Origin of the sequence: Colwellia hornerae (genome assembly GCF_007954355.1) — a bacterium.
In the GTDB taxonomy this organism is placed as follows: Bacteria; Pseudomonadota; Gammaproteobacteria; order Enterobacterales; family Alteromonadaceae; genus Colwellia_A; species Colwellia_A hornerae.
This window is the reverse complement of the sequence record NZ_VOLR01000012.1, coordinates 103,625-125,542: the sequence shown is the minus strand read 5'-3', so window position 1 is coordinate 125,542 and position 21,918 is coordinate 103,625. Positions and strand designations below refer to the sequence as shown.

The window sequence follows — 21,918 nt, the reverse complement described above, 5'->3', positions numbered from 1 at the left end:
GCCATAAAAAGGCGCTTTAATCCTTTCTATGCCTGTAAGCTTATTTAATAAAAAACATAATCAAAGCGCCAGCCATAGCACCAAAAACTGCAGCTAAGAATACTTGCTTACTTTGACCGCTCTCCTTTTCTCCTCCACCGGCAAGATCTTCTTCAAGCGTTCCAGCAACAATGATATTGCTTTGTGCTGTTTCAAAAACTGACGATAGGCCAAGTACTGTATCTTGGGAGGCATTGCCGTAACGTTCTACTCGTTGCACCGTTCGTAAACTAATAGCACAGGCATCGGCTAAATGTTGTTGTGTCCAACCTTTGGCCGTACGTAACTCTTTTATTTTTTTAGCGTTAACGTCCATATTATTTACCAAACAACATAAAGAAGATTTTTGCCAATAAAAAGCCCAAAAGCCCTCCGGCTAAGAAAAAAGATGGAATGTACCACCAAAGTTTATCTTTACTCAGTTGACGACTTTTCTTTAAGGCTTTTTTTATCGTTTTTACATGGACATCATTTTTTATCAAGGTACAGTGAGTTTCACCGGTAAACATATTAACGACATGTAATTCAACTTCATAAGAGTCTGCGCCAAGAGAAAAATGATGAATTGATTTACGTCTAAACGACCATTTCCCAGAGACTAATACATCATCAACATAAAGCCGCTCTTTACCATTAACCGCTGAGCAATTTAAGTAAATAATATGGTCACCTTCAATAAAGCTATAGTTGAAACCTTTGCGAAAACTTACCGTACCTTCTAAATCTTGTTTAGCCGTTGCCGTATTGGATTGTGTGTTTTTTTCTGTGCTTTTGTTAGCAGTGTTTTCTGCATTATTTTCCATGATGTTCCCTTAGTGAGTCTTATTGGTATGAGGCCAGTAAAACTTTTTTCGGTAATATAGTCTGCGTCAATCGGGTGACAGTACCCCTAAATGTCATATGACAACATCAGTGTCATATAAGCTAAAGCATTGAAAATATTAAACAACACAAAATAAAAGAGGGCAACATAATTGTTGCCCTCTTTCATATGAACTCAACCTAATTAACTATACGTCTAATAAATTTTTAATTTGTTGGGTAATTTCATCGATTCTATTAATATCTATCGGAGCAATAAAGATAGTGTCGTCGCCAGCTAGGGTGCCTAAGATCCCTGCCGGTTCACCCAGGCTGTCTAGCATTCTGGAAATCAGTGGCGCACCGCCAATACCAGTTTTCAAAATTATTTGCATATTATTATGCTTAACACTAACCACAACAGACTGAATAGATTGTTTTGATTTAGGTACCGCAAGCTCGTCTGGTAAAATATAAACGACTTCAGTATTGGCGTTGCGCATTTTAACTGCGCCAAGTTTTGACAGCAAACGAGATATTTTCGCTTGCGACATGTTTTTAAAACCTTGCTTATCTAAAGCTTCAGCGAGCTGACTTTGTGAACCGTAGCATTGATCTTTTAATAAGGATTTGAATGCTAAAACTAATTCTGCTTCATTTTTTTTACGGCTAGAAATCATATCTTCGCTGGTACTGTGGTTACATTATTTTTTATTTTAAGCGATTAACACTATATTCACCTAGACAAATTTATAAAAAGTAGTGTTAATCTGGTACTTTTACTAAAGTACTAGCGCCTAACAATAAAACCTGACAGCCATTGAGTGTTAACCTGAAACGCTACAAAAAGTAAAGACTGCACAATAAGCAACTGAATTAAAGAACTTTTACGGTAGGGGACGCTAAAAAAAACCACCTTAGAATTCTATTAGTCTACCGCTATTACTCCGTTACTTTAGATTCGCTGCTAATAAACTAAAGGTGAATATTGCTTCGCTATGAGAGTGAGACATATTTACTTGCTTACAATTTTTAAACATTTTTCCAGCCTATATATCTGACAAACTTTACTTACATTTGTTAACATTTAGTTATATAAAAAATAATAAGAATCTATCAAAGAATCATGAACAACTATCTATCAATTACCCAACGATTAAATAGGGTGCAAATAATGTTCAGTAAAAGCGTAATGACAGGTACATATCAACTATTATTTTTATTAGTAACATTTATAGCAGTACCGGCTTTCGCTGCTGATCCTCAACATGAGAATGAAACCACGGTCTTTGATAAAACATTCAGCTGGCAAGCTATGGGTGGAATGTCAGGTATTTATCAACAAAGTCAGTTAAAGGGGGTTAAGCCGTCAGAATTTGAAGATTACCTTAATATTTCATTGTTGCTAGATGTTTACTATAAAGGTTTTTTCATCCAATCGAATCATCGTCGCTCTGATGCTGTCACGCTTGGAGGTGAAATAGGCTATGAACTGATTGTTAAAGACAATTGGGAACTCGATATTATTACCAAAACCTATGTGCAGGGTTATCAACCGAGAGAATTAATAAAAAATAGTGACTTGGCTATCGCCACTTTAGCAGGTTTACAAGAAAGAGATTCCGGTGAAGGGTTAGGTTTTCGTTATTCTCATTTTTATGAGGATGCTATTTTATCAGTCGATGTAGCCGCACTAATCACCGATGGTTGGGTTGCTGATATTTTTTATAGTAAGTTACTTCCCTATAGAAATTGGGATATTTATCTCGGCGTAGGGCTTACTCATTATTCCGCACAAGTGACTGATTATTTTGTCGGTGTCAATAAAGATGAAGTCTCTGAAATGCGTTCTTTTTATAAACCTGGTAGCAGTTATAAAGCCCAATTAGAGGTTTTCGCTCGCTACCCAATATCTCAAAAGTGGTCGTTTAATGGTGGTATAACACAAAGTTACTATTCTGCCTCTTATAACAATAGCCCTCTGATTGGCCAGCAGCACTTAACACAAGTGATGTTAGGGGTACTCTATGTCTTTTAAGCTTAGCAAGCGACATCTTAAAAAGTGGTTATTGTTAAGCTGTTTATTTGCCGGCTCAACGCCTAGTGCGGTCGCAGAGATAATACAAAAACAACAAGTTCAACAGATCGATAAAGTAGCTCAATCGCCAAAAAATCACGTTAGCTTTTCAGCACAGCCGGCTAATTGCATTGCTTTGCGATACGGCAGAACCTGCTACGCTGACGTAAAAATAAATTGGTCTAGCGATATTAAGCAAGATTATTGCCTATTGATTAAACAAGAGAAAACAGCAAAGTTACTTCAGCAAAGCATAAAGTGCTGGAAAAACAGCAATGGTAACGAAATTATTTTTAATTTTGAGTCAAATAAGAAAATTGAATTCCAGCTGATGTCATCAAAAGACAAGCAAGTTATTGCAGAAACGGCAGTAGAAGTAAGCTGGGTGCATGAAGCAACCCCAAGAAAACGTCGCTGGCGTATATTTTAATGCCTACGTCAGATGTAATAAGGAAGAAAAAATGACCCGTCGAATCTTATTAGTAGAAGATGATTTAACCTTAGCTGATTGGGTGTGTGAATACCTTCGCGAGCAAAATTTTATTGTTGATCATGTCGCTCGTGGTGACTTAGTTATGGCTGCCATGGAAAAATTTCAGCCACAATTGGTATTACTCGACATTATGTTACCTGGCTTAAATGGCATTGAAGTGTGTCGCTTGATTCGCCAGAAAAGCCAACTGCCAATAATAATGCTCACCGCAAGAGCAGATGAGTTTGATGAAGTTATCGGCCTAGAAGCAGGCGCTAATGACTACGTAATAAAACCCGTTCGTCCACGCGCCCTACTAGCAAGAATAACTGGTGCGCTTAAGCATAGTGCCCCAACGGAGGCTTCTACGCAGATAATTACCCACGGTTCACTCATTATTAATGGCGAGGCTAAAAGAGTCACCTATAAAAATGAAGAAGTGGAATTGTCGACCAGCTTATTTGCTTTTTTAACCTTTCTTGCCAGCCATGCTGGCGAAGTGGTTGACAGAGACACCGTATTTAAAGCATTAAAAAGCCGCGAATACGACGGACAAGATCGCCGTTTCGATGTCATGCTTTCAACACTTCGGAAAATATTTAAAGACGATCCACAAAAACCACAAAAATTTAAAACTGTTTGGGGCAAAGGATATTTATTTGTTGCCGATGCATGGGCTGAATAAAAAATGAAACGCTTGTATATTAGTATGGTAGTTGCAGTGTTGGGGGCATTATTCATTATAAGTTGGGGACTAGATAAACTGGTCGCAAAACAAGGTAATGAACATGAAAATACAGCGTTAGTGGTTTACCAAAAACTTATTGATGGTTTTGAGCAACAGTTATCAGGCATAAAAGCTGATGGATTATTAGAAAAAACCAATCAATTAGCAAAGAACTTTCAAGTCAATGTTGCACTTGAAAGTACCGATAATATTGCCCTACCACCCTCTTTATTGGCACAGCTCTCACAATCGGGCGGTTTATTACTCGCCTCTCAAGATGATGCCTATTTATTAAGAAAAATATCCTCATATCCACAAACGCTGATACATTTACAATTACCACCGATGGTGTCAGAAAATGAACAAGAAAATCTACTTTTCACCTTGATCCTCTATCTAGGTATTTGTGGTATTTTACTGCTGTGGCTGTTGCCATTAACTCGTCGCCTTTATTTATTGACATTTGCCGCTGCCAAAATTGGCGCTGGTGATCTATCAATACGTGTTCCTTATAACCGCTTATCCTATATAAATACCTTAGAAAGCAGTTTTAACAATATGGCGGCACGGATAGAAAAATTAGTCGCTGACAATAAAATTCTTGCCCGCAGTATTTCTCATGATATTCGTACACCTATGTCATGCCTGCGATTCGGTGTTGAAGCGGCATTAGACTGCGATGATTTAACCAAGAAAAACAACTACCTTTCGCGTATGGAAAACGAATTGACCCGCATGGAAGATATGACGACAGCTTTTCTTGACTATGCAGGAATGGAGCGGCAGAGTTTTCATTTAAAAACCGAATTAATTGATGTCAATAACCTCATTGAACTGGTCACTAGCGACTGCCAGTCATTAGCGGAACAGCATAATATCAAATTAACTTGTCAGTCATTGAATACAGAAAAGTTCTATTCTTTAGACTTTCATTGGTGCTATCGCGCCGCATTAAATTTAGTGAGTAATGCTATTCAGCATGCCCATTCACAAGTCATATTATCAGTAGAAACAACTCATCAGGGTTTTGCCATCGCGGTAGAAGATGATGGCAAAGGTATACCAAAAGATAAACGAGATGTCATTTTCTCACCTTTTATAAAACTTGATAGTTCACGTTCTCGAGAGCAAGGTCACTTTGGTTTAGGACTTGCGATCAGTGCTAAAGTGATGGATTGGCATCAAGGAACCATTAAAGTCGTTGCTGGTATTCATTTATCAGGAGCACGATTTATTTTATTATTTCCAGTACAGAGCCAAATTGAAAAAAAATAAACACTAACATGATACCGCCGACGGGACTGGTAAACGAGGGGATAATTCACAGAAATTATCACCAAATGTTAACTGCATTTTTGCTTAACTACCTGTTAAATTAATGGTTGCCCCCAGCTTAGGGTGAATATCAATAAAGCGACTGCTTTAACTTCCCATATTTATGACTTTCTATTAGTATGCCAGTTGATTTCGTCTTGATAAAATCAACTAAATCCTTTTAAAATAAAAGACTATTTTATCTTTCAAAACTAAACATTAGCAGTAAATAATTATGAGCAGAGTTGTTGATAACGACACCCTAAAACAAGTGCTAACACACTATCGATGTTCGATTGATCAATGTACCGTATCCCCTTTAGGCAATGGCTTAATTAACAGTACATATTTAGTCAGTAACATTAAGACTAACTTTGTTTTACAACGGGTGAACAAGCATGTTTTCAAAAATCCACAAGACGTTATTGATAATGCTGACTTGATTAATAAACATTTATTAGCGAAACAACAACATAGCTTATATGCACTGTCGCCGATATGGCAAATCTCGACGATAAATCAACAACCCATGGTAATTGATGCCCAGAAAGAATATTGGCGTGCGATTCAGTACATCCCTGACTGCTTTACTGTTGATAAAGTTGAAACCCCTGAACAAGCGCGACAAGTAGGTTCCGCTTTTGCACAATTTACCGCGGCATTAAGTGATTTCCCAACAACATCATTAACTGAGACGATTGCAGACTTTCATGATTTATCTAAACGAATGAACGATTTAAGAGCGGTAATTAATACAAATGCTCAGCAACGTTTATCATCATGCCAAACCTTGGTTGATTTTTGTTTTGCACAACAAGACTTTATTGATGAAGTCGCTAGCCTCACTCTGCGACTCCCACTACAGGTTACCCATAACGATACTAAAATTAATAATTTATTATTTTGTGCTAAATCTAACCAACCCCTTGCTGTTATTGATTTAGATACTTGTATGCCTGGATACCTCATGCATGATTTTGGCGACATGGTAAGAACTTGCTGTTCAACTTTAGCTGAAGATGGTGAAGATTTAGCAAATATGGCGGTAAGATTTGATATATATAGCGCACTAGCTCACGGTTACATCGAAGCTTTTGGTGATAAAATATCTGCGCTTGAGCAACAAAGTTTGACGGTTGGCGCGCAGTTATTGCCGTTTATGATCGGCGTTCGATTTTTAACTGACTACTTAGATGGCGATCATTACTTTCATGTTAAACATCAAAGTCACAATTTAGAGCGAGCTAAAAATCAACTTAACCTTTATCACTTATTACATAAAAATCGTGAAAAACTTGATAAAATAATCACTGATTGTGCCATCACATTAAATTAAAAATTGCCTAACATTGCCTTTTATAATGCCTGTAAACTCAGTAAAAATCTAATGGGGTTACTTACATAAAAATCGAGACCACCTACTAATTGCTTATTTTTAAATGACTTATTGAATGTGATTTGGCCATTTTTGCTATTATGGTCAGCCGATATAATGAGTGACTACCATCGCGAAGTTTTATTTACCAATTTGACATTGTTGTCATTGTTTATTTTTTAACCTACACTGGTTTTCAAAATATAATAATAAGCACAACAATGGCTCGCTATAATAAGTTTACAACGCGGTTTGTTAAATACGCCATGGTAGCAAGCCTTGCATTTATACTGATCATTGCCGGTAACTTAGTTAATAACATAACACCTCTTACTGAGACGAATAACAAACACCAATTTGTTGAAGTAAACACATTGCAAACGGGCGTCGGTCAGCAAACTCGATTCTCGCTCTCTGATGGTTCAAGGGTCAAACTCAATACTAATAGCCTAATCCAAGTCAGTTTTTCAAAAAATAAACGTTTATTAACGCTTGTAAAAGGCGAAGCTAGCTTTGATGTTACCAAAGATAAAAGTAGACCCTTTACGGTAAGGGTCGGTGAAAGATCATTTACTGCGTTAGGGACTATTTTTAATATAGAAAAAAAATCAAACAAAGATATGGAACTTGTTGTTACTGAGGGCCGTGTTTTAATTACCGAGCCGCATCAGCCAATTGATAAAATAACCAAACCACTAACGACGCTAACAGCAGAAAAATTACCGGGTATAGTGATTACATCAGGTGAAATTGCCACCATAAAAAATAGTGTCTACACTGCCAATAAAAGATCCTCTTTTGAACAAATTCAACGTGCGCTCGCATGGCAACAAGGGATGCTGGTTTTTAATGGTCAACCCTTAGATAAAGCTTTAGCTGAAGTCAGTCGTTATACCACAACAAAGTTTGAAATTATTGATAAAAAACTCACCAAAACAAAGGTATCAGGTTACTTTAAGGCTAATGATATCAACGGACTACTTGAGTCTTTAGAAAACAACTTTAATATTCAATTCGAAAAAGTAAATAATAACACCATTCGCTTAAGCTTAAACACCGAAGCAAATCACTAGAGTCGTTATTTTTGCGCAATATATTTAGTGTCTAAGCCACCTAAATTTAACTTGAACAACTCAATAACATAACGACTTAAGCGCTTTAATCGTTAACACGAGTCAACTGAGCATAATAATAAAAACTCCTCAGCAGTGTATAAAAGAACAACATGTAAAGCTGCCTTAGTGCTACTAGCGCTGAGTGTAACAAGTCAAACTGGACTTACTCAAGAACGTGTTCAAGCAAACGAACAACAAGTTGAAATAATTTCGGTGATAGGCAGCCGTGTTGTAGGACGTTCAGTTGAAAATTTATCCGTTCCTGGAGATATTTTATCTGCCCAAGCGCTACTAAATACCGGCCAAACAGAAGTCGCGAGAATGTTGCAGGCCATTGCACTTTCCTTTAACTTTTCCAGTTCATCAATGAATGATGGAACTGACGCTTTACGCCCCGCAACACTGCGCGGTTTAGGTCGAGTTCAAACGTTAGTGCTGATTAATGGTAAACGTCGTCATCAAGCAAGTTTAATACTTCCGTTGGTCGCGGTAGTGCCGGCACAGGTGTGAATGCTATTCCTGCGGCATCGATAAAGCGTATTGAAGTATTGCGTGATAGCGCAGCTGCACAATATGGGTCAGATGCGATTGTGGGGCTAATAAATATTGTTCTCAATGATCAAAGTGAAGGCGGTAACCTCGCCGTTTCTTATGGTAAGAATACGGCTGGCGACGGTAAAACCACTAACATTGATCTATCAAAGGGTTTTATTAACACCACGTTAAACTTGCGAAAAAAAGGTTTTACCAACCGTTCAAGTTTACATGGCTCATGTCAGTTTGCTGGTTGTACACAACTTGATAGCGGTGATTATTTATTGAGTGACTCACGTGAAGCAACGGCTGTACGTAACACCTTTCGCATTGGTGATACAGACTCAGATCAAATTGGACTTACCATAAATACTGGCTACGATTTAGCTGATGCTCAATCATATAATTTTATTACCTATTCAAGCCGTGATAATGAATCTGCAGCTTTTTTTCGAGATAATGCAAACCGCAATGGTAACGCATTACTGCCCGATGGCGATGCGATAATTCCTGCTGGTTTTTTACCTAAAACCAAGACTAAAAAAAAGGTTACTGAAACGTATACCCCGGCAGATACTGCCTTAGGTGACATTTCACCAAACGATGTATTTTCTGAACAAGCGATTTCAATTATTGAAGAATGGCAACCTAAAGACCATATTAGTCTAAGTGGCTTATCTAAAATTGCTCAGTTGAATGTTAACCTCGCTTTTAATCGTTATAGTGAATACAGGGTACTCGATGGTGAAAGACAAACCTATAGTGCTAAACTCTTGACAGATTATCGTCTTAATTATCAAGTTAACGATGAGCTTTCATTTAATATCTGGGGCAATAATATCTTTGATGTTTACCCTGATAAGAATACCCTAGGTAATTCTCGTTCAGGCACTATTGTTGATGATAAGGGCCGAGTTGTAGTTAACCGCCCAGTGGGGGCAATTATTCACGTCGCTCGGCACCTTTTGGCTTTAATGGTGCTTATTTTACACTGGCGCTGAATACCATTTCTAAAACATGATCTCTTTTACTAAAAAAGCAAAGTACTATACTTTGCTTTTTTTAAGGTTTAATTCACTTAAGCATCGGCTTAAAATAAATCGATTTCCCCTTCTTCGATAGCCGCGGTTTTAACTTCACCACGACTTAATAATTCTTCAAAGAAGGTGATTTTATTTCTACCATTTTCTTTACTGTAATAAAGTGCCTGATCAGCATAATCAATAGAAGTCACATGAAAAGTACCTCGTTTAAACTCTGCTACGCCAATACTGACGGTAATATCATCGACACTAGGAAAACTATAATCTGCAACACTTTGTCTAAATCTTTCTAATATTTCAGCGCAGTCTTCATCATTTTCTGCGGCTAATAAAATGATAAACTCTTCTCCTCCAAAACGAAATTGCAGATCTTCTTGCCGAAAGCTTGAACGAATAATTTGTGCGAGATGAATTAGAATTTCGTCTCCGTATAAATGTCCAAACCTATCATTAACTAGCTTAAAGTGGTCAATATCGACCATAGCTAACCAAAATCGTGTTGTGGGGTGCGGTGGTTTATCGGTTAATTGCCTCCTTTCATCAATATCTTCAAAGCTTGCGGGGAGACTATCAAAAACCTTTGAGATCGCTGAATCAAAAGTTTTTCGATTGGCAAGACCTGTTAATTCATCTGTTTGAGATTCGTTCAACAGGGTAAAAAAATTATTATAAATACTTAAAATTCCAGAGAGGATATAAGACTGAACTTTATCGGCTTGTTCTTTTAAATTCACCACTAAAAATTGCTCACCTTTTCTGTCGTGGTGAAGTAATAAAATTAATAAATAGCCTTTAGGTGTTTTTAAGAGTTGTTCTTTAATAGATGAGGCATTCATACTTTTGAAGGCATTTTTCAAAATATCATCAACTTCAACAGAGGCATTGTTGACTGTGCATGTGCTGTTCTCAAAAGTAATAGCCGATATAAACTCACCTTTTTTATTAGTGGTGATTATTTTAACTTTTGAGCAATCCATCATACTGTTAACACTTTTTAACAGACTAAATGCTAATAACTCTTTATCTCGGTGAGAAGTAAAGTTAGCAATATGGTCAACAAGTATATTCGATTGATACATTAAAAAGGTCTTCTTTATTGGTAGAGAGTAAATTAAATAGCAAAACCTAGCGGCCATTTAAAACTTGTGGCTATTAAAATATCATTGCCACTTATTTTTATTATAGCTGACTAAATGCAAGCAGCAGCGATAACGCAGACATATTAATAAAATAAAAGCGCTATAAACTTGCTTGGATAAAGAAAGAAACAGCGAGTTAAATGGGTAAATATGTTTAAAATGCCATTTAACTCGTGGTAATAGTATGTTTAATTAGTTGCTAAGCATAAAGATCGCGCGCATATTTTTAATCTTAGCTATCAGGGTCAAGACCCTGCTTAATTTTTTCTATGCGCTCTTGATGCCTATGATGTGCTTTCAATGCATTAACAGAAAAAGCGCCAACAATGGCAATAATAGGTATTAATAATGCTAATGTCGCTGGATTAAGTAGCGTTTCTAACCATCTCATCGGTAAGTCCTTTTAAAGTTATTAAGCTAGTGTTAATCATTACTCTTCGAAATAGGTACCCCAACCATCATAATCAACGTTACAAAGCTTAGCTAGATCAAACATTTTCTTAGTTTCTTCGAAAATAATATCTTCATCGAGCGGTTGTTCAGTAATAATATCAAAAGCGAAAACTTTATCGCCATTTTCTAGTTCAGCTTCTTCAGGATCTTCTATTTCTAAACCCATTTTAAAAGCCGTAATAGCTGCTTTTTCTAGGACATCAAAATCTGTACTAGAAAAATGATGCTCAATAGTGTGATGGACCTCTTCGTTGGTACCATCTTCGATAAGAGCATTAACTAAATTATTAGTGTGATCTTGCCATTGTTGCAAATCTTCATCTATCATCATCATCTCAATTTTTAAACTTTATTTTTTAGAATTAGCTCGTTTCCCGACTCTTTACTGAGCTCAGCAATTTTCACAAGCATGTTTTTATGGGCGGTGTTAGCGACTTCTCGAATACTTTCTTTAGCTTGGCTATTAAAATATATAGGTTCTAATAGCTCAATAATCAATTTACCATTGTTCCAACGACCTAATTTTATCTTGCCATGTAAATTACTAACACAAACAGAAATAATAGGTACATTTGCTTGTTGCGCTGTTCGAAATGCGCCGGTTTTAAAAGGCAGTAAACCTTTACCATTACTTCTAGTCCCTTCTGGGAACAACCACACAGATAACTCTTTTTCCGTAATCTTTTTTGCAGTTAACGCTATGGTATTAATAGCTTTACTTGAATTTGAACGATCAATTAAAATGTTACCTGTTAACCAATACATTTGGCCGAAAAAAGGGATCCACTTTAAACTTTTTTTCCCAACGCTAACGGTAGAAGGCTGAACAGCCGCACTAACAGTAAACATATCGTAGCTATTTTGGTGGTTACATATATAAACTGCTGGACCAATATCTTTGATACTTTCGGGTATTCTCACCTCAATAGTTAAGCCTAAAAGTGTCGAAACTTTACTCAAATAATGCGAGGTATGAAAAACATTATTACGATGAAAAGGTCGTAAAACACTATAAATACAAGCAGCACAACAAATAAAGACTAAAGCTAGTGTCATTAAAATAAAGCGAATTATTGCTAACAAATTTACATCCTAATTATTATATATCGGCGCAGTATACCTTATAGATGTTCGACTACAAAACACCTTTTTGCTAACTAAAAAGGGCTAAACGGCGAGCTCTGTCTAATGGAAATTACCGGGCTATTTGAATTTCTCTATATTTCATATAAAGAACTTTTAAACGCTCGTACTCAAAAGCTGAGCCTGAAGCATAATACCTAAAGGGTAAATTAGCGCGCGTATCAATACTACGTAAAAAGGAAAGTAATATCTCTTCCTCGCCACTGACACCTAATTCATCAATGACGGTTTGCAAGGCAAACATATCAATTCCTGCACCGGTCGCATCTCGTAACGAAGATGGGCCTAATAAGGGCAAGACCAAATAAGGCCCAGACGCAACACCCCATACGCCCAGTGTTTGACCAAAGTCTTCATTTTGTTCATCAAGGCCAATTGTTGTTGCCACATCAAATACCCCAAAAACACCAAGGGTGGTATTTACCACAAAGCGACCAAAAGTTTCAACGGCAACATTGGCTTTACCTTGTAAAAGAGCGTTAATAAAAACAGCAAATTCGCCTAAATTTTTAAAAAAATTGCTAACAGCTTTTTCAACCAAATCAGGTGTTATCGCTTTATAGCCAGCAACAACAGGTAAGAGTAAATATTGGTCTGCTTTTGCATTAAAGTAATACATGCGCCGATTGAACCCTTCCCAAGGATCTGCATATTGATTGGTAACCGCTATTTTTTCATAAGCTAAAGACAACTTCACTCGAGGCGCTTCAACATTATTTTCTAATTCAGGTACTGATGAACAGCCGCTAAGTAAGCTAACCAATATAATTACGCTCTTTTTTATCAATGAATTATAAAACGCCATTATTCGTCAACACCTTGAAACTGGCTATGCATATAAGCAACAAAACTCACTCTATCAATGTTTCCACAGTGTCCACCACGCGGGAATATTTTTGCCCTTGCGCCAAAAACATCTTGTAAATATTTAACCTCACCCTCAGCTAAAATAATGTCATCGGCGTTAGTCACTAAACTTATTTTGGTGGTATTGCGTAAATAGCTTTCTATATTTTTCAATCCCAGTCGTGCAATAAGTTCCTCACGCGTCAAATTCACCTCACTTTCTTGTTGCCAAGGCACTAGCACTTTTTCAAAGTAGTCCTTAAAAGTGATAACACTGGCTCGATACATCGAATGGGTAATGCTTTCAAATTTATCAATAACATGATTTTTATAAATAATACCACCAACGTTATAACTAACATCTAATGCAAACAGCATGTCCGTTGACGACATCCTAAATGATGCACCGATTAACAGTTTTAATTGCGCTTCTGATAATTGGGCATCTTCGAATAAAGCATAAATAGCACTTTGAGAAAACGAAGATGACTCTTGCTCTGCATAACTGTTAGCAAAACCTCTAAATATATCATCAAGCATGGTTGCCGCCGCATCAGGGCCATTTTCTTTTAAATCTAAATAGCTATCAAGAATATTAACTGAGTTGTATAAACTGACTGGCGGATTGATCAGCACAACTTTTTCAAAATTAAAAGTCTGCTCACTTTCATCGAGCTTAGCAACATAAGCTGAGTGAGCGCCACCGAGACTATAGCCCGTTAATGAGAATGTTGTTGCGACGACATTATTTTCAGTAATAACTTGCTGATAAACCTTTTGCATGATGCGATAAAGGTTTTTAGCATCTTGCTCTAACACCCCAGGAAAATCAGTAGACGAGTCTAAGTTAATAATAAAATTAGAATAAGTGGGCGAAGAAAGAGAAATGACATGATAGCCTTGTTGGAACAATGTTTTTTGTAAGCTGATCATCTTTTCACTGTTATAGCTTGCTCCTGTGCCGGCAATAATAAAAACTAATGGCGCTTGCTCTGCTTGTTTTACCAGTGAGTATTTCATTTTAGTGCTATACCAAAACACCTCAGGAATTGACGAGATTGAGCGTAATACTATCGTTTTTTCTATCGTGGGAATTTCTAAAGGTAATATTGCTTGGGCTTCTTGGCAATATCCGGTAACCGTTGCTTGATATCGCGTGTACTCTAGATCACAAGTATCGACGTTTACTTCTACTTCGGCTTGGTCATTAGCACTACATGCTGTCAGCAACAACACAGCACATATAGTTAAAAATCGCACAACTTCCCTTACTCTTTGACATAATATGATTAAATCTTTAGGCTATAATTATAACTGACTATTGATCAGGCTGCTAAAGAGCAGCCGATATTATCTGCAATAAAACACAGATAAATAGCGTCGTTAAAGCCCATTACTGCCCCCTAAATATTTTATTAGGCGGATTTTCTCCTGATGCCCTTTCTATATCGGACAAGGTTAATTCTTCGACAAATCAGATGTTAAGCGAAAAAAACTACTATTTAAGCTAAATATAACGTCTTTCTTTCAATACTTGCCTATAGTTAATATCGAGTAAAAGTTAATTAAAATAATAAAAATATTAATTTTTTGGAATAGGTTCTCTAATGAAAATATTGATAATATGGATGCTATCACTAATATTTACCCTAAGTGTATTGTCTAATGCACAAGCCTACGACGAGGAAAAAGTCACCCATAACGTTATAGAGGGATCATTAATTAGCGATTGGGCGAATTCGGCGGTAATTTTTGAAGCCTTCGAAAAAGGTTATGATCTTGAAGCATTAGGATTTCCTCTTGCAGGCAAAGCCATTAACCCATCGGACGTAGCATTAATTAACAAATCTCAAACTCGCCAAATAGCGATCGTCTTTGAAAATAAAGCTTTCAGTGCCCAAAGTGGTTTTTCACACCAAACAGTTGATCATGTTAATCAGCAGACTTTTTTTATTCAAGGCAGTTATCGAGTGCTGCAACAAGAAAAATTTGCCTTACTTGTTACCGCAAAAGTAGAGTCTTTAAGTGAACATTCTATTTACCAATTTTACAGTAACGACTTTGTTTCCAGCGAAATATCGTCCAGAGATATTAATGGCGCAAAATCCTATGCTAGGCTTGGCATTCTAGGTCAATATTCTATCAACAATAACTGGTTTGTAACCGGAGGGCTAACATCAACAGCTCACGAAGATTCTACAAATAATTTACCTATTGATAATATACAAAAAGAACAAGTGGCGGTATTTGGCACCACCTATACTTTTTAATTTTTAATTTTTAATCACTATAAAAAAGCGCTACCATAAAATGGTAGCGCTTTTGTTATCATGCTATTTGATGTTACTTTAGCTGATTAGAATAAGCTTTCATCAATATCAAACAAGGTATCACAACCGGCTTTAATAGACGCAGCCAATGATAAACGACGTGGTAACAAACGTGCAAAGTAATAGCGCGCTGTTTTTATTTTACTTTCGTAGAATTCATCACTTGAACTTGCCTTAGCCAACGCTGACTCAGCCATTTTAGCCCAAACAAATGCCATTGCCGTGTAACCAAATACATGTAGGTAATCGTTAGCTGATGTTCCTAACTCTTCAATATTGCCTTGCGCTGCTTTAAGGATGTGCTGGGTTAACTCAGCTAAATCAATATTGGCATCTTTTAAAGGTTGAATAAATTCTTGCATATTATCTGCCGACGTTTGCTCAATGTAAGTATTTACTTCATTAATAAAAGTCTGCATTAATTCGCCTTTACTCGCGGCTACTTTTCTTGCTAATAAATCCATCGCTTGAATGCCGTTAGTGCCTTCGTATATTTGTGCAATACGAACATCACGAACTAGCTGCTCTTGTCCCCATTCACGGATATAACCATGACCACCTAAGACTTGTTGACCTGCGACGGTATTATCAAGACCTAAATCGGTAAAAAAGGCTTTAGCTAAAGGAGTCATTAAAGCGGATAAACTCTCACCCTTAGCTTTTAATTCGCCTTCACCATAGGTTGCCATATCAAGTGTCATTGAAATATACGTAGATAATGCTCGCGAACCTTCAGTTAATGCTTTCATGTTCAGTAACATACGACGCACGTCACCATGAACAATAATAGGATCAGCTGCTTTCTCTGGATATTTAGCGCCCGATAATGAACGACCTTGTAAGCGATCTTTAGCATACTCTAAAGCGTTCTGGTAAGAACGTTCTGCCGCACCAATACCTTGAATGCCGACGCCAATGCGTTCGAAATTCATCATAGTGAACATACAGGCTAAACCTTTATTCTCTTCGCCGACTAAGTAACCTTTTGAACTATCAAAATTCATCACACAAGTTGCTGAAGCGTGAATACCCATTTTATGTTCAATCGAGCCACAAGTAACATTATTAAAGTCACCTAATGATTCATCTTCGTTAACTTGATATTTAGGAACTAAAAATAGAGAAATACCACGAGGACCCGCTGGTGCACCTGGTAATTTGGCCAAGACTAAATGAACGATATTATCAGTGATGTCGTGTTCGCCAGCAGTAATAAATATTTTTGTACCGGTAATAGCAAAGCTACCATCGTCTTCAGGAATGGCTTTGGTATAAATTAATCCTAAATCCGTGCCAGAATGAGGTTCAGTCAAACACATGGTTGCCATCCAGTCACCTGCATACAAACGTGTTAAATAGCGCTCTTTTAATTCATCTGTCGCATGCTTAGCAATCGACAAGCCAGCACCTGCCGTTAGGCCTGGATATAATGAAAATGCGATATCTGCTGAACAAAGCATTTCTTCGTGTAATGCTGTGATCACTTTAGGCATACCCATACCACCAAAATCAGGTTCACCACCTAAGCCTGTCCAACCACCATCAGCATAAGTTTTAAAGGCTTCTTTATAACCTGGAGCAGTTGTTACTTTGCCATCATTGAAACTTACGCCAATTTCATCACCTTGGCGTGAAAGTGGCGCTATTTCTTGTTCAGCTATTTTGGCACATTCTTGTAAAATGGCTTGTGCGGTCTCGCGATCGACATGCTCTGATAAGGTAGGCATTGACTGCCACATTGCTTCCATTGAAAAAACATCATATAACAAAAAATTCATATCTTTTAATGGTGCTTGATAATCAGCCACGGTATTCCCCTAATATTTTTTAATGTTACGACAAATAACATTGTAATTTAACTTTTGAAACAATCATTTCAAACATGCGTTTGAATATAGCAAAATCTGCTTAAAAGTAAAGCGTCAACGCTAAATATTAAGTCATCTCTTGTCTATTGGTATGAAAAGTAAAAATGCGTTAATGTTAGCATAGGTAATATCTTTGCTAGTGGTTTGATTATTTTCGATGACTTCCCCTATTTTAACTAAATTCTTATGCATGACGCTGTGCTTTTTAATGCCTTCTTTGGCCTTAGCCGAGCAACTCGCTTTTTCAAAAATAGAAAAAGGCGATAACTACCAATTTAATTATCAATGGCTCGATTATCAAGGCGAAGCCCAGAGCCTACAATTTTCACTGGCTAAACAAGCAATATTTGATCGTTTTAGAAACTTCAAAGTTTTTAAAGCTGAGATGGCAAAATATTCAATTAATAATGCCCTACAAAAGAAGTTACGTGCAGAGCCTATTCGCGGGGTAATGATTAATTTTAGTAAAAATTCCAATGAAGATGAAATTGTCATAAAAGGTAGAAATAACCAAGCAATAAATGCCGCTTACGCTAAAATCCATCAGTTAAAACAAACTTTAAGTGATGAATATTTAGCAGAAAATTACTATCATCAATTTATAACTCATGATCAAATTAACGCGGTAAAACCAGACCATGGACGATTTGCAAATATTGCCAGTATTGATTTAAAGTCGATAAAACCTATGATTCTTAAAAAGTTTTCAATAAAAAACATTCGAAAAGTAACCGATTATGTTTTGGGATTTGTGCAAAGTATTCCCTACGCTACTTTAGAGTCAAGAGTGACCGCCTCTGGAGCCGGTTTTAACCCGCCATTAAAGTTATTATGGGAAAATCAAGGCGATTGTGACAGTAAAGTAACATTAACAGTGGCTATTTTACGTAGCCTAATGCCACGTATTAAAATGACTTTAGTTTTTATTGATAATCACGCTTTACTCGGCATTCAACTGCCTGCGCAAGCGGATGACCAAACGGTTGTTGTTGATGGCATATCATATGTGCTGGCAGAGCCAACGGGACCTAGGCTTTTACCTTTAGGAAAAATAGCACCCGCATCAGAGTTAGCCGTAGGCAACGGACATTACACAGCAGAGCTGTTCCATACAAAAGTAAAACGGCTATTAAAAACTGACCTGAAAAAATAATAAAACGACTATGCTCGATCCACAACACTAACGGCAGCTTTCATTAATTTAATGTCAATGCCAACCAGTGATTTAAACTAATTAAGCACGTCTAAAATACCTAAAAGTAGTAATTCCGCACTGATAGGTTTTGCCATATGCTTATTCATGCCAGCTGCCAAGCTTCTTTGCTTGTCTTCTTCACGGGCGTGCGCAGTCATCGCGATAATAGGTATGTGATCAAATGCTTTTTGTTGACGTATTTTTCTAGTCGCTGTTAACCCATCCATTATCGGCATTTGAATATCCATCAGTACTACATCAACATCTTGGCGCTTATCGGCCAATATTGCCAATGCTTCTTTACCATGACCTGCAATAATGACATTGGCTTGCATCGTTTTTAATAATTCTTTCGCGACCAACTGATTGACTAAATTATCTTCAACTAATAAAACATTAATACCCTTTAGATTATTAACATCTTGTGACAAAAATTGTCCAGCAATCAAGCGGGAACTTGCTGTTTCAGCCGCGAGTTCTTTAGCTGTTATTGCTGACAATAGCTTACTGACAAAGCTTCGATAAAGCGGTTTTTCGAGCAAGATATAAGAAAGTTTTAATGCTTCAATACGTTCAATGATTGCACTTGATATTCCTTTAGCCATGGGATGACTTATTGCTAATAAAATTTGATTATCGAGACAGCTTTGATATATTTTTTCTGGATCTTTAGCAATACTTTCTTCGTCAGTGATCAGCGCAACATTTTCATTGTTTTTGTATTTGTCGAGTTCAGACAACGCCGTGATATGAACATGGCTAATTAGAGGTCCGGCTAGATGACCGATTAATGATTCGGATAATACTTGAGAATAACTGCACAAGGTCAGCGCTGATTTTTTGCTTGATGTATCATGTTCTACAACGCTAAAAGGTAAAATAAAGGTAAAGCTTGTGCCTTTACCTAAATCACTTTTTAGTGAAATGTCACCTGATAAAAGGTTGACAATTTGCTGACAAATAGACAAACCTAAACCTGAACCGCCATATTCACGGGTCATCGACTCGTCTGCTTGACGAAACGCTTCAAATAAGTGGCCTTGTTTTTCTTGGGCGATACCAATGCCAGTATCAGCAACGATAAAGCGTACTAAAACTTGTGAATCATCAAAAATAATGGCTGAAGCATAGTCACTGGCCTTAACCTTTTCCACCGTCAGTGAAATTTCACCTTGATGGGTGAATTTCATCGCATTATTGAGTAAGTTTGTCAGCACTTGCACCAATCTCATATCATCGGTTAAGACAATGTCTGGCACATCAACAGCAATATTTATTTTTAACGATAATTGTTTATCACTGATCATACCGATATTAAGTTTGACGGCTTGATCGACTATTTTATCAATACTTGCCGGCATTTTTACTACCGACATATTGCCAGATTCTATTTTAGCTAAATCAAGCACTTCATCAACCAAATGTAACAAAGACACTGACGCGCCTTCAGCATTTAATAAATGCTGCTGCTGCTCATTGGTCAAACGTGTTCTGGCTAATAAAAATAACATGCCTTTAATCGCATTAATCGGCGTACGTATTTCATGACTCATATTGGCTAAAAACTGACTTTTCGCTTGGTTAGCATATTCGGCCTGATTTTTGGCTTGTTCCAAAGCGACATTCGCCGAATATTGCGCGCTAACATCGCGTACTAAATTGATTGTGCCAACGATTTCAGCCGTTTGACTATACAACTGGTTACTAAAAACTTCATAAGTATTAGACGGTGTTTCAACAACTTGCGCTAACCCTTGTTCTGTTGACCGGGTTAGTGACGCTTCAGACATGGTAACTAATGATTGACCTAATTCCATGCTGACCACTTCATCACTACATTTACCAATAAGATCTAATGAGCCCGTTTGAACGAAATTTTCAAACGCTTTGTTATAACCCATCATGGTGCCATCCAAATCGTTAAAAATAATGTAATCTGGAATAGCATCCATCACCGAACGCAACAAAGCATAATCACGTTGGTGTTGTTCACTCTTTAACCGTAGCGCTTGAGTTTTTTCGTTAACCCGCGTATCGAGAACCACATTTTGATCTTTCATTTGTTGTAATAAGGTGCGATTTTGTCCAAAAATATCTTCAACAATTTTAAACCAATACGACCAGTCTGCCGGTGGCTTTACTTTACCTGGGTCACCATTTGAGCAATGTTCGATATGATTAATAAATTCTTTCGTTGGCTTCATAAACGTTTTGCGCGTCACGATATAAATGATGCTCATAAAGGTGAATAGCCCTAAAAACAATAAAATAAGCATCACGATAAGCCGATTAAAAATAGAGGACGTAAATTCTTGATAAGGCTGGTATTTAAGTAAAACCCAGCCATTAATTGGTAATTGATATTTTTGAATAAGCCATGAACCTTCTTGATGACTATCGGGTAATTGGTTAATACGCTGGTAGGAGTAATTTGCTAATTGCTTGGGTGCAATGTCTTGCCAAGTCAGCTTAGTTGACAAGGCTTTATTCTCAGCGGTTTTATGGATCAAAATATTGTTTTGTTCATCGAGCAGGACTAACGCTTGATTGGGTTTATCAATATTAGGCAAGCCGTCACTCAAGCTTGATAAACTAAAGTCCATTAGCACCGCGCCTGCAAGTGATTTATTACGGTATACTGCCGTACCCAATGAAACGATTAAGCCTTTACCTGCAGAATCTAAATAAGGTGGTGACCAAACAAAATTGTTATCACCGGGCAGCAGTGTTTTAATGTTATTAATATTGTCATTATTGAGATTATGTTCTGAAAATCGCCAACTATCCCGCCCTATCCACGGATAAAGGCTGACGAATTGATTTAAAGAGACATAATAAAACCAGTTAGATTCTTTAATGGAGTTTTTGGCAATAATAAAGGCCGGTGTTAACGCGTTGGCCATCGCCAACTCTTGCTTTTGTAACTCATCAAAGTCAGCAACCTGACCTATGCCCGTAATACTTCCTCGGTAATTTTTGCGATGGGCAAATGAATCTCGACTATTTTTCTTTAAATAGAATTCATTGCCATCTTGTTCAAGTGGAGGCGTTGTAGCGAGTAACTCTTCAGGGAAAGAAAGGTGATAATTAGCAAATTTTTTGATACCCGTAATGCTTTTTAAGCCCAAGATCAGCGTGTTTTCTAACTGCTTAGCACGGGTATTTAAGGTACGAAGCTCTCGTGCTTGGTAAGAATCTAACTCGATAAAATATCGGTAATAAGCTATCGACACAGCAATCAATGTTATCACGATAAATACAGCCAAAACAGAGCGATTGTAACGACTAAACACCTGTTCTTTAGAGGACTTATCAAACACTGTTGCAACCTTATATTTATTCAGATAAATTTAATTGATGGCGATTAATACATCTTACTTAAAATAGTCTTTGATAACTAGTCGCTCGGCTAAGTCGGTCAATTATCAAAAACAAAAGGCTCAAAAA

Annotated in this window: 19 protein-coding genes and 1 pseudogene; 9 read left to right on the top strand and 11 right to left on the bottom strand. The window is 37.1% G+C overall.

The genetic code is table 11. The features are described 5' to 3' along the window. Positions 1-40: 40 nt before the first annotated feature. From ESZ26_RS10275 to argR, 3 genes are all read right to left on the bottom strand, one after another. A complete protein-coding gene (locus ESZ26_RS10275; RefSeq protein WP_146799535.1) occupies positions 41-355 on the bottom strand; it encodes a helix-turn-helix domain-containing protein in 315 nt (104 codons plus the stop codon). A 1-nt stretch (position 356) separates the two neighbouring features. Continuing rightward, complete coding sequence (locus tag ESZ26_RS10270; protein ID WP_146799534.1) at positions 357-842, bottom strand: hypothetical protein; 486 nt, start codon at positions 840-842, stop codon at positions 357-359. A gap of 207 nt (positions 843-1,049) precedes the next feature. Then, positions 1,050-1,517: a transcriptional regulator ArgR gene (gene argR, locus ESZ26_RS10265; protein ID WP_146799563.1), complete on the bottom strand. Its 468-nt coding sequence runs from the start codon at positions 1,515-1,517 to the stop codon at positions 1,050-1,052. A 497-nt stretch (positions 1,518-2,014) separates the two neighbouring features. Between argR and ESZ26_RS10260 the strand changes: the two genes are divergently transcribed. The 7 genes and pseudogenes from ESZ26_RS10260 to ESZ26_RS10230 all read left to right on the top strand — a co-directional run. Beyond that, positions 2,015-2,878, top strand: a complete 864-nt coding sequence (locus tag ESZ26_RS10260; protein ID WP_170246355.1) for a MipA/OmpV family protein — start codon at positions 2,015-2,017, stop codon at positions 2,876-2,878. Continuing rightward, positions 2,868-3,347 (top strand): DUF3019 domain-containing protein, encoded by a 480-nt coding sequence (locus ESZ26_RS10255; protein ID WP_146799532.1) that lies wholly within the window; start codon positions 2,868-2,870, stop codon positions 3,345-3,347. The genes ESZ26_RS10260 and ESZ26_RS10255 overlap by 11 nt, the downstream gene beginning before the upstream one ends. A gap of 31 nt (positions 3,348-3,378) precedes the next feature. Next, the gene (locus ESZ26_RS10250; RefSeq protein ID WP_146799531.1) at positions 3,379-4,074 is read left to right on the top strand and encodes a response regulator; all 696 of its coding nucleotides are present in this window, start codon (positions 3,379-3,381) and stop codon (positions 4,072-4,074) included. A gap of 3 nt (positions 4,075-4,077) precedes the next feature. Beyond that, positions 4,078-5,391, top strand: coding sequence for an ATP-binding protein (locus ESZ26_RS10245; RefSeq protein WP_146799530.1), 1,314 nt, complete (start codon positions 4,078-4,080; stop codon positions 5,389-5,391). Positions 5,392-5,665: 274 nt separating this feature from the next. After that, positions 5,666-6,766 (top strand): phosphotransferase enzyme family protein, encoded by a 1,101-nt coding sequence (locus tag ESZ26_RS10240; protein WP_146799529.1) that lies wholly within the window; start codon positions 5,666-5,668, stop codon positions 6,764-6,766. Positions 6,767-7,026: 260 nt separating this feature from the next. Then, entirely contained in the window at positions 7,027-7,878 is an 852-nt protein-coding gene (locus ESZ26_RS10235) for a FecR family protein (protein ID WP_146799528.1), read from the top strand. Positions 7,879-8,013: 135 nt separating this feature from the next. Next, positions 8,014-8,993: pseudogene (locus ESZ26_RS10230) on the top strand (TonB-dependent receptor plug domain-containing protein); the annotation flags it as partial. A gap of 551 nt (positions 8,994-9,544) precedes the next feature. Here ESZ26_RS10230 and ESZ26_RS10225 read toward each other — a convergent pair. The 6 genes from ESZ26_RS10225 to ESZ26_RS10205 form a co-directional block, all read right to left on the bottom strand. Next, a complete protein-coding gene (locus ESZ26_RS10225; RefSeq protein ID WP_170246354.1) occupies positions 9,545-10,576 on the bottom strand; it encodes a GGDEF domain-containing protein in 1,032 nt (343 codons plus the stop codon). A gap of 292 nt (positions 10,577-10,868) precedes the next feature. Further along, positions 10,869-11,027: a hypothetical protein gene (locus ESZ26_RS19230; protein WP_170246353.1), complete on the bottom strand. Its 159-nt coding sequence runs from the start codon at positions 11,025-11,027 to the stop codon at positions 10,869-10,871. Between the two features lie 39 nt (positions 11,028-11,066). Then, on the bottom strand, positions 11,067-11,423 hold the full coding sequence (rraB, locus tag ESZ26_RS10220) for a ribonuclease E inhibitor RraB (RefSeq protein WP_223271663.1): 357 nt from the start codon (positions 11,421-11,423) through the stop codon (positions 11,067-11,069). A gap of 8 nt (positions 11,424-11,431) precedes the next feature. Further along, positions 11,432-12,172: a 1-acylglycerol-3-phosphate O-acyltransferase gene (locus tag ESZ26_RS10215; protein ID WP_146799526.1), complete on the bottom strand. Its 741-nt coding sequence runs from the start codon at positions 12,170-12,172 to the stop codon at positions 11,432-11,434. 112 nt (positions 12,173-12,284) lie between these two features. Then, positions 12,285-13,037, bottom strand: coding sequence for an MlaA family lipoprotein (locus tag ESZ26_RS10210; RefSeq protein WP_146799525.1), 753 nt, complete (start codon positions 13,035-13,037; stop codon positions 12,285-12,287). Continuing rightward, positions 13,037-14,338, bottom strand: a complete 1,302-nt coding sequence (locus ESZ26_RS10205) for an alpha/beta hydrolase (RefSeq protein ID WP_146799524.1) — start codon at positions 14,336-14,338, stop codon at positions 13,037-13,039. The genes ESZ26_RS10210 and ESZ26_RS10205 overlap by 1 nt, the downstream gene beginning before the upstream one ends. Positions 14,339-14,685: 347 nt before the next feature. On the opposite strand from ESZ26_RS10205, the gene ESZ26_RS10200 reads away from it, so the two are divergent. After that, positions 14,686-15,348 (top strand): hypothetical protein, encoded by a 663-nt coding sequence (locus ESZ26_RS10200; protein WP_146799523.1) that lies wholly within the window; start codon positions 14,686-14,688, stop codon positions 15,346-15,348. Positions 15,349-15,434: 86 nt separating this feature from the next. Here ESZ26_RS10200 and ESZ26_RS10195 read toward each other — a convergent pair whose 3' ends face one another. Then, positions 15,435-17,216 carry an acyl-CoA dehydrogenase C-terminal domain-containing protein gene (locus ESZ26_RS10195; RefSeq protein ID WP_146799522.1) on the bottom strand — a complete coding sequence of 594 codons (1,782 nt, stop codon included), beginning with the start codon at positions 17,214-17,216 and terminating at the stop codon, positions 15,435-15,437. Between the two features lie 250 nt (positions 17,217-17,466). Here ESZ26_RS10195 and ESZ26_RS10190 point away from each other — a divergent pair, with 250 nt between their 5' ends. Next, positions 17,467-18,429, top strand: a complete 963-nt coding sequence (locus tag ESZ26_RS10190; RefSeq protein WP_244947082.1) for a hypothetical protein — start codon at positions 17,467-17,469, stop codon at positions 18,427-18,429. Positions 18,430-18,506: 77 nt separating this feature from the next. On the opposite strand, the gene ESZ26_RS10185 is transcribed toward ESZ26_RS10190, so the two are convergent. Beyond that, positions 18,507-21,791, bottom strand: coding sequence for an ATP-binding protein (locus tag ESZ26_RS10185; RefSeq protein WP_146799520.1), 3,285 nt, complete (start codon positions 21,789-21,791; stop codon positions 18,507-18,509). Between the last annotated feature and the right edge of the window lie 127 nt (positions 21,792-21,918).

Coding starts and splice junctions, on each gene's coding strand:
- ESZ26_RS10275 (WP_146799535.1), bottom strand. CDS start 355: ATGGACGTTAACGCTAAAAAAATAAAAGAGTTACGTACGGCCAAAGGT.
- ESZ26_RS10270 (WP_146799534.1), bottom strand. CDS start 842: ATGGAAAATAATGCAGAAAACACTGCTAACAAAAGCACAGAAAAAAAC.
- ESZ26_RS10260 (WP_170246355.1), top strand. CDS start 2,015: ATGTTCAGTAAAAGCGTAATGACAGGTACATATCAACTATTATTTTTA.
- ESZ26_RS10255 (WP_146799532.1), top strand. CDS start 2,868: ATGTCTTTTAAGCTTAGCAAGCGACATCTTAAAAAGTGGTTATTGTTA.
- ESZ26_RS10250 (WP_146799531.1), top strand. CDS start 3,379: ATGACCCGTCGAATCTTATTAGTAGAAGATGATTTAACCTTAGCTGAT.
- ESZ26_RS10245 (WP_146799530.1), top strand. CDS start 4,078: ATGAAACGCTTGTATATTAGTATGGTAGTTGCAGTGTTGGGGGCATTA.
- ESZ26_RS10240 (WP_146799529.1), top strand. CDS start 5,666: ATGAGCAGAGTTGTTGATAACGACACCCTAAAACAAGTGCTAACACAC.
- ESZ26_RS10235 (WP_146799528.1), top strand. CDS start 7,027: ATGGCTCGCTATAATAAGTTTACAACGCGGTTTGTTAAATACGCCATG.
- ESZ26_RS10225 (WP_170246354.1), bottom strand. CDS start 10,576: ATGTATCAATCGAATATACTTGTTGACCATATTGCTAACTTTACTTCT.
- ESZ26_RS19230 (WP_170246353.1), bottom strand. CDS start 11,027: ATGAGATGGTTAGAAACGCTACTTAATCCAGCGACATTAGCATTATTA.
- rraB (WP_223271663.1), bottom strand. CDS start 11,423: ATGATGATGATAGATGAAGATTTGCAACAATGGCAAGATCACACTAAT.
- ESZ26_RS10210 (WP_146799525.1), bottom strand. CDS start 13,037: ATGGCGTTTTATAATTCATTGATAAAAAAGAGCGTAATTATATTGGTT.
- ESZ26_RS10200 (WP_146799523.1), top strand. CDS start 14,686: ATGAAAATATTGATAATATGGATGCTATCACTAATATTTACCCTAAGT.
- ESZ26_RS10190 (WP_244947082.1), top strand. CDS start 17,467: ATGACGCTGTGCTTTTTAATGCCTTCTTTGGCCTTAGCCGAGCAACTC.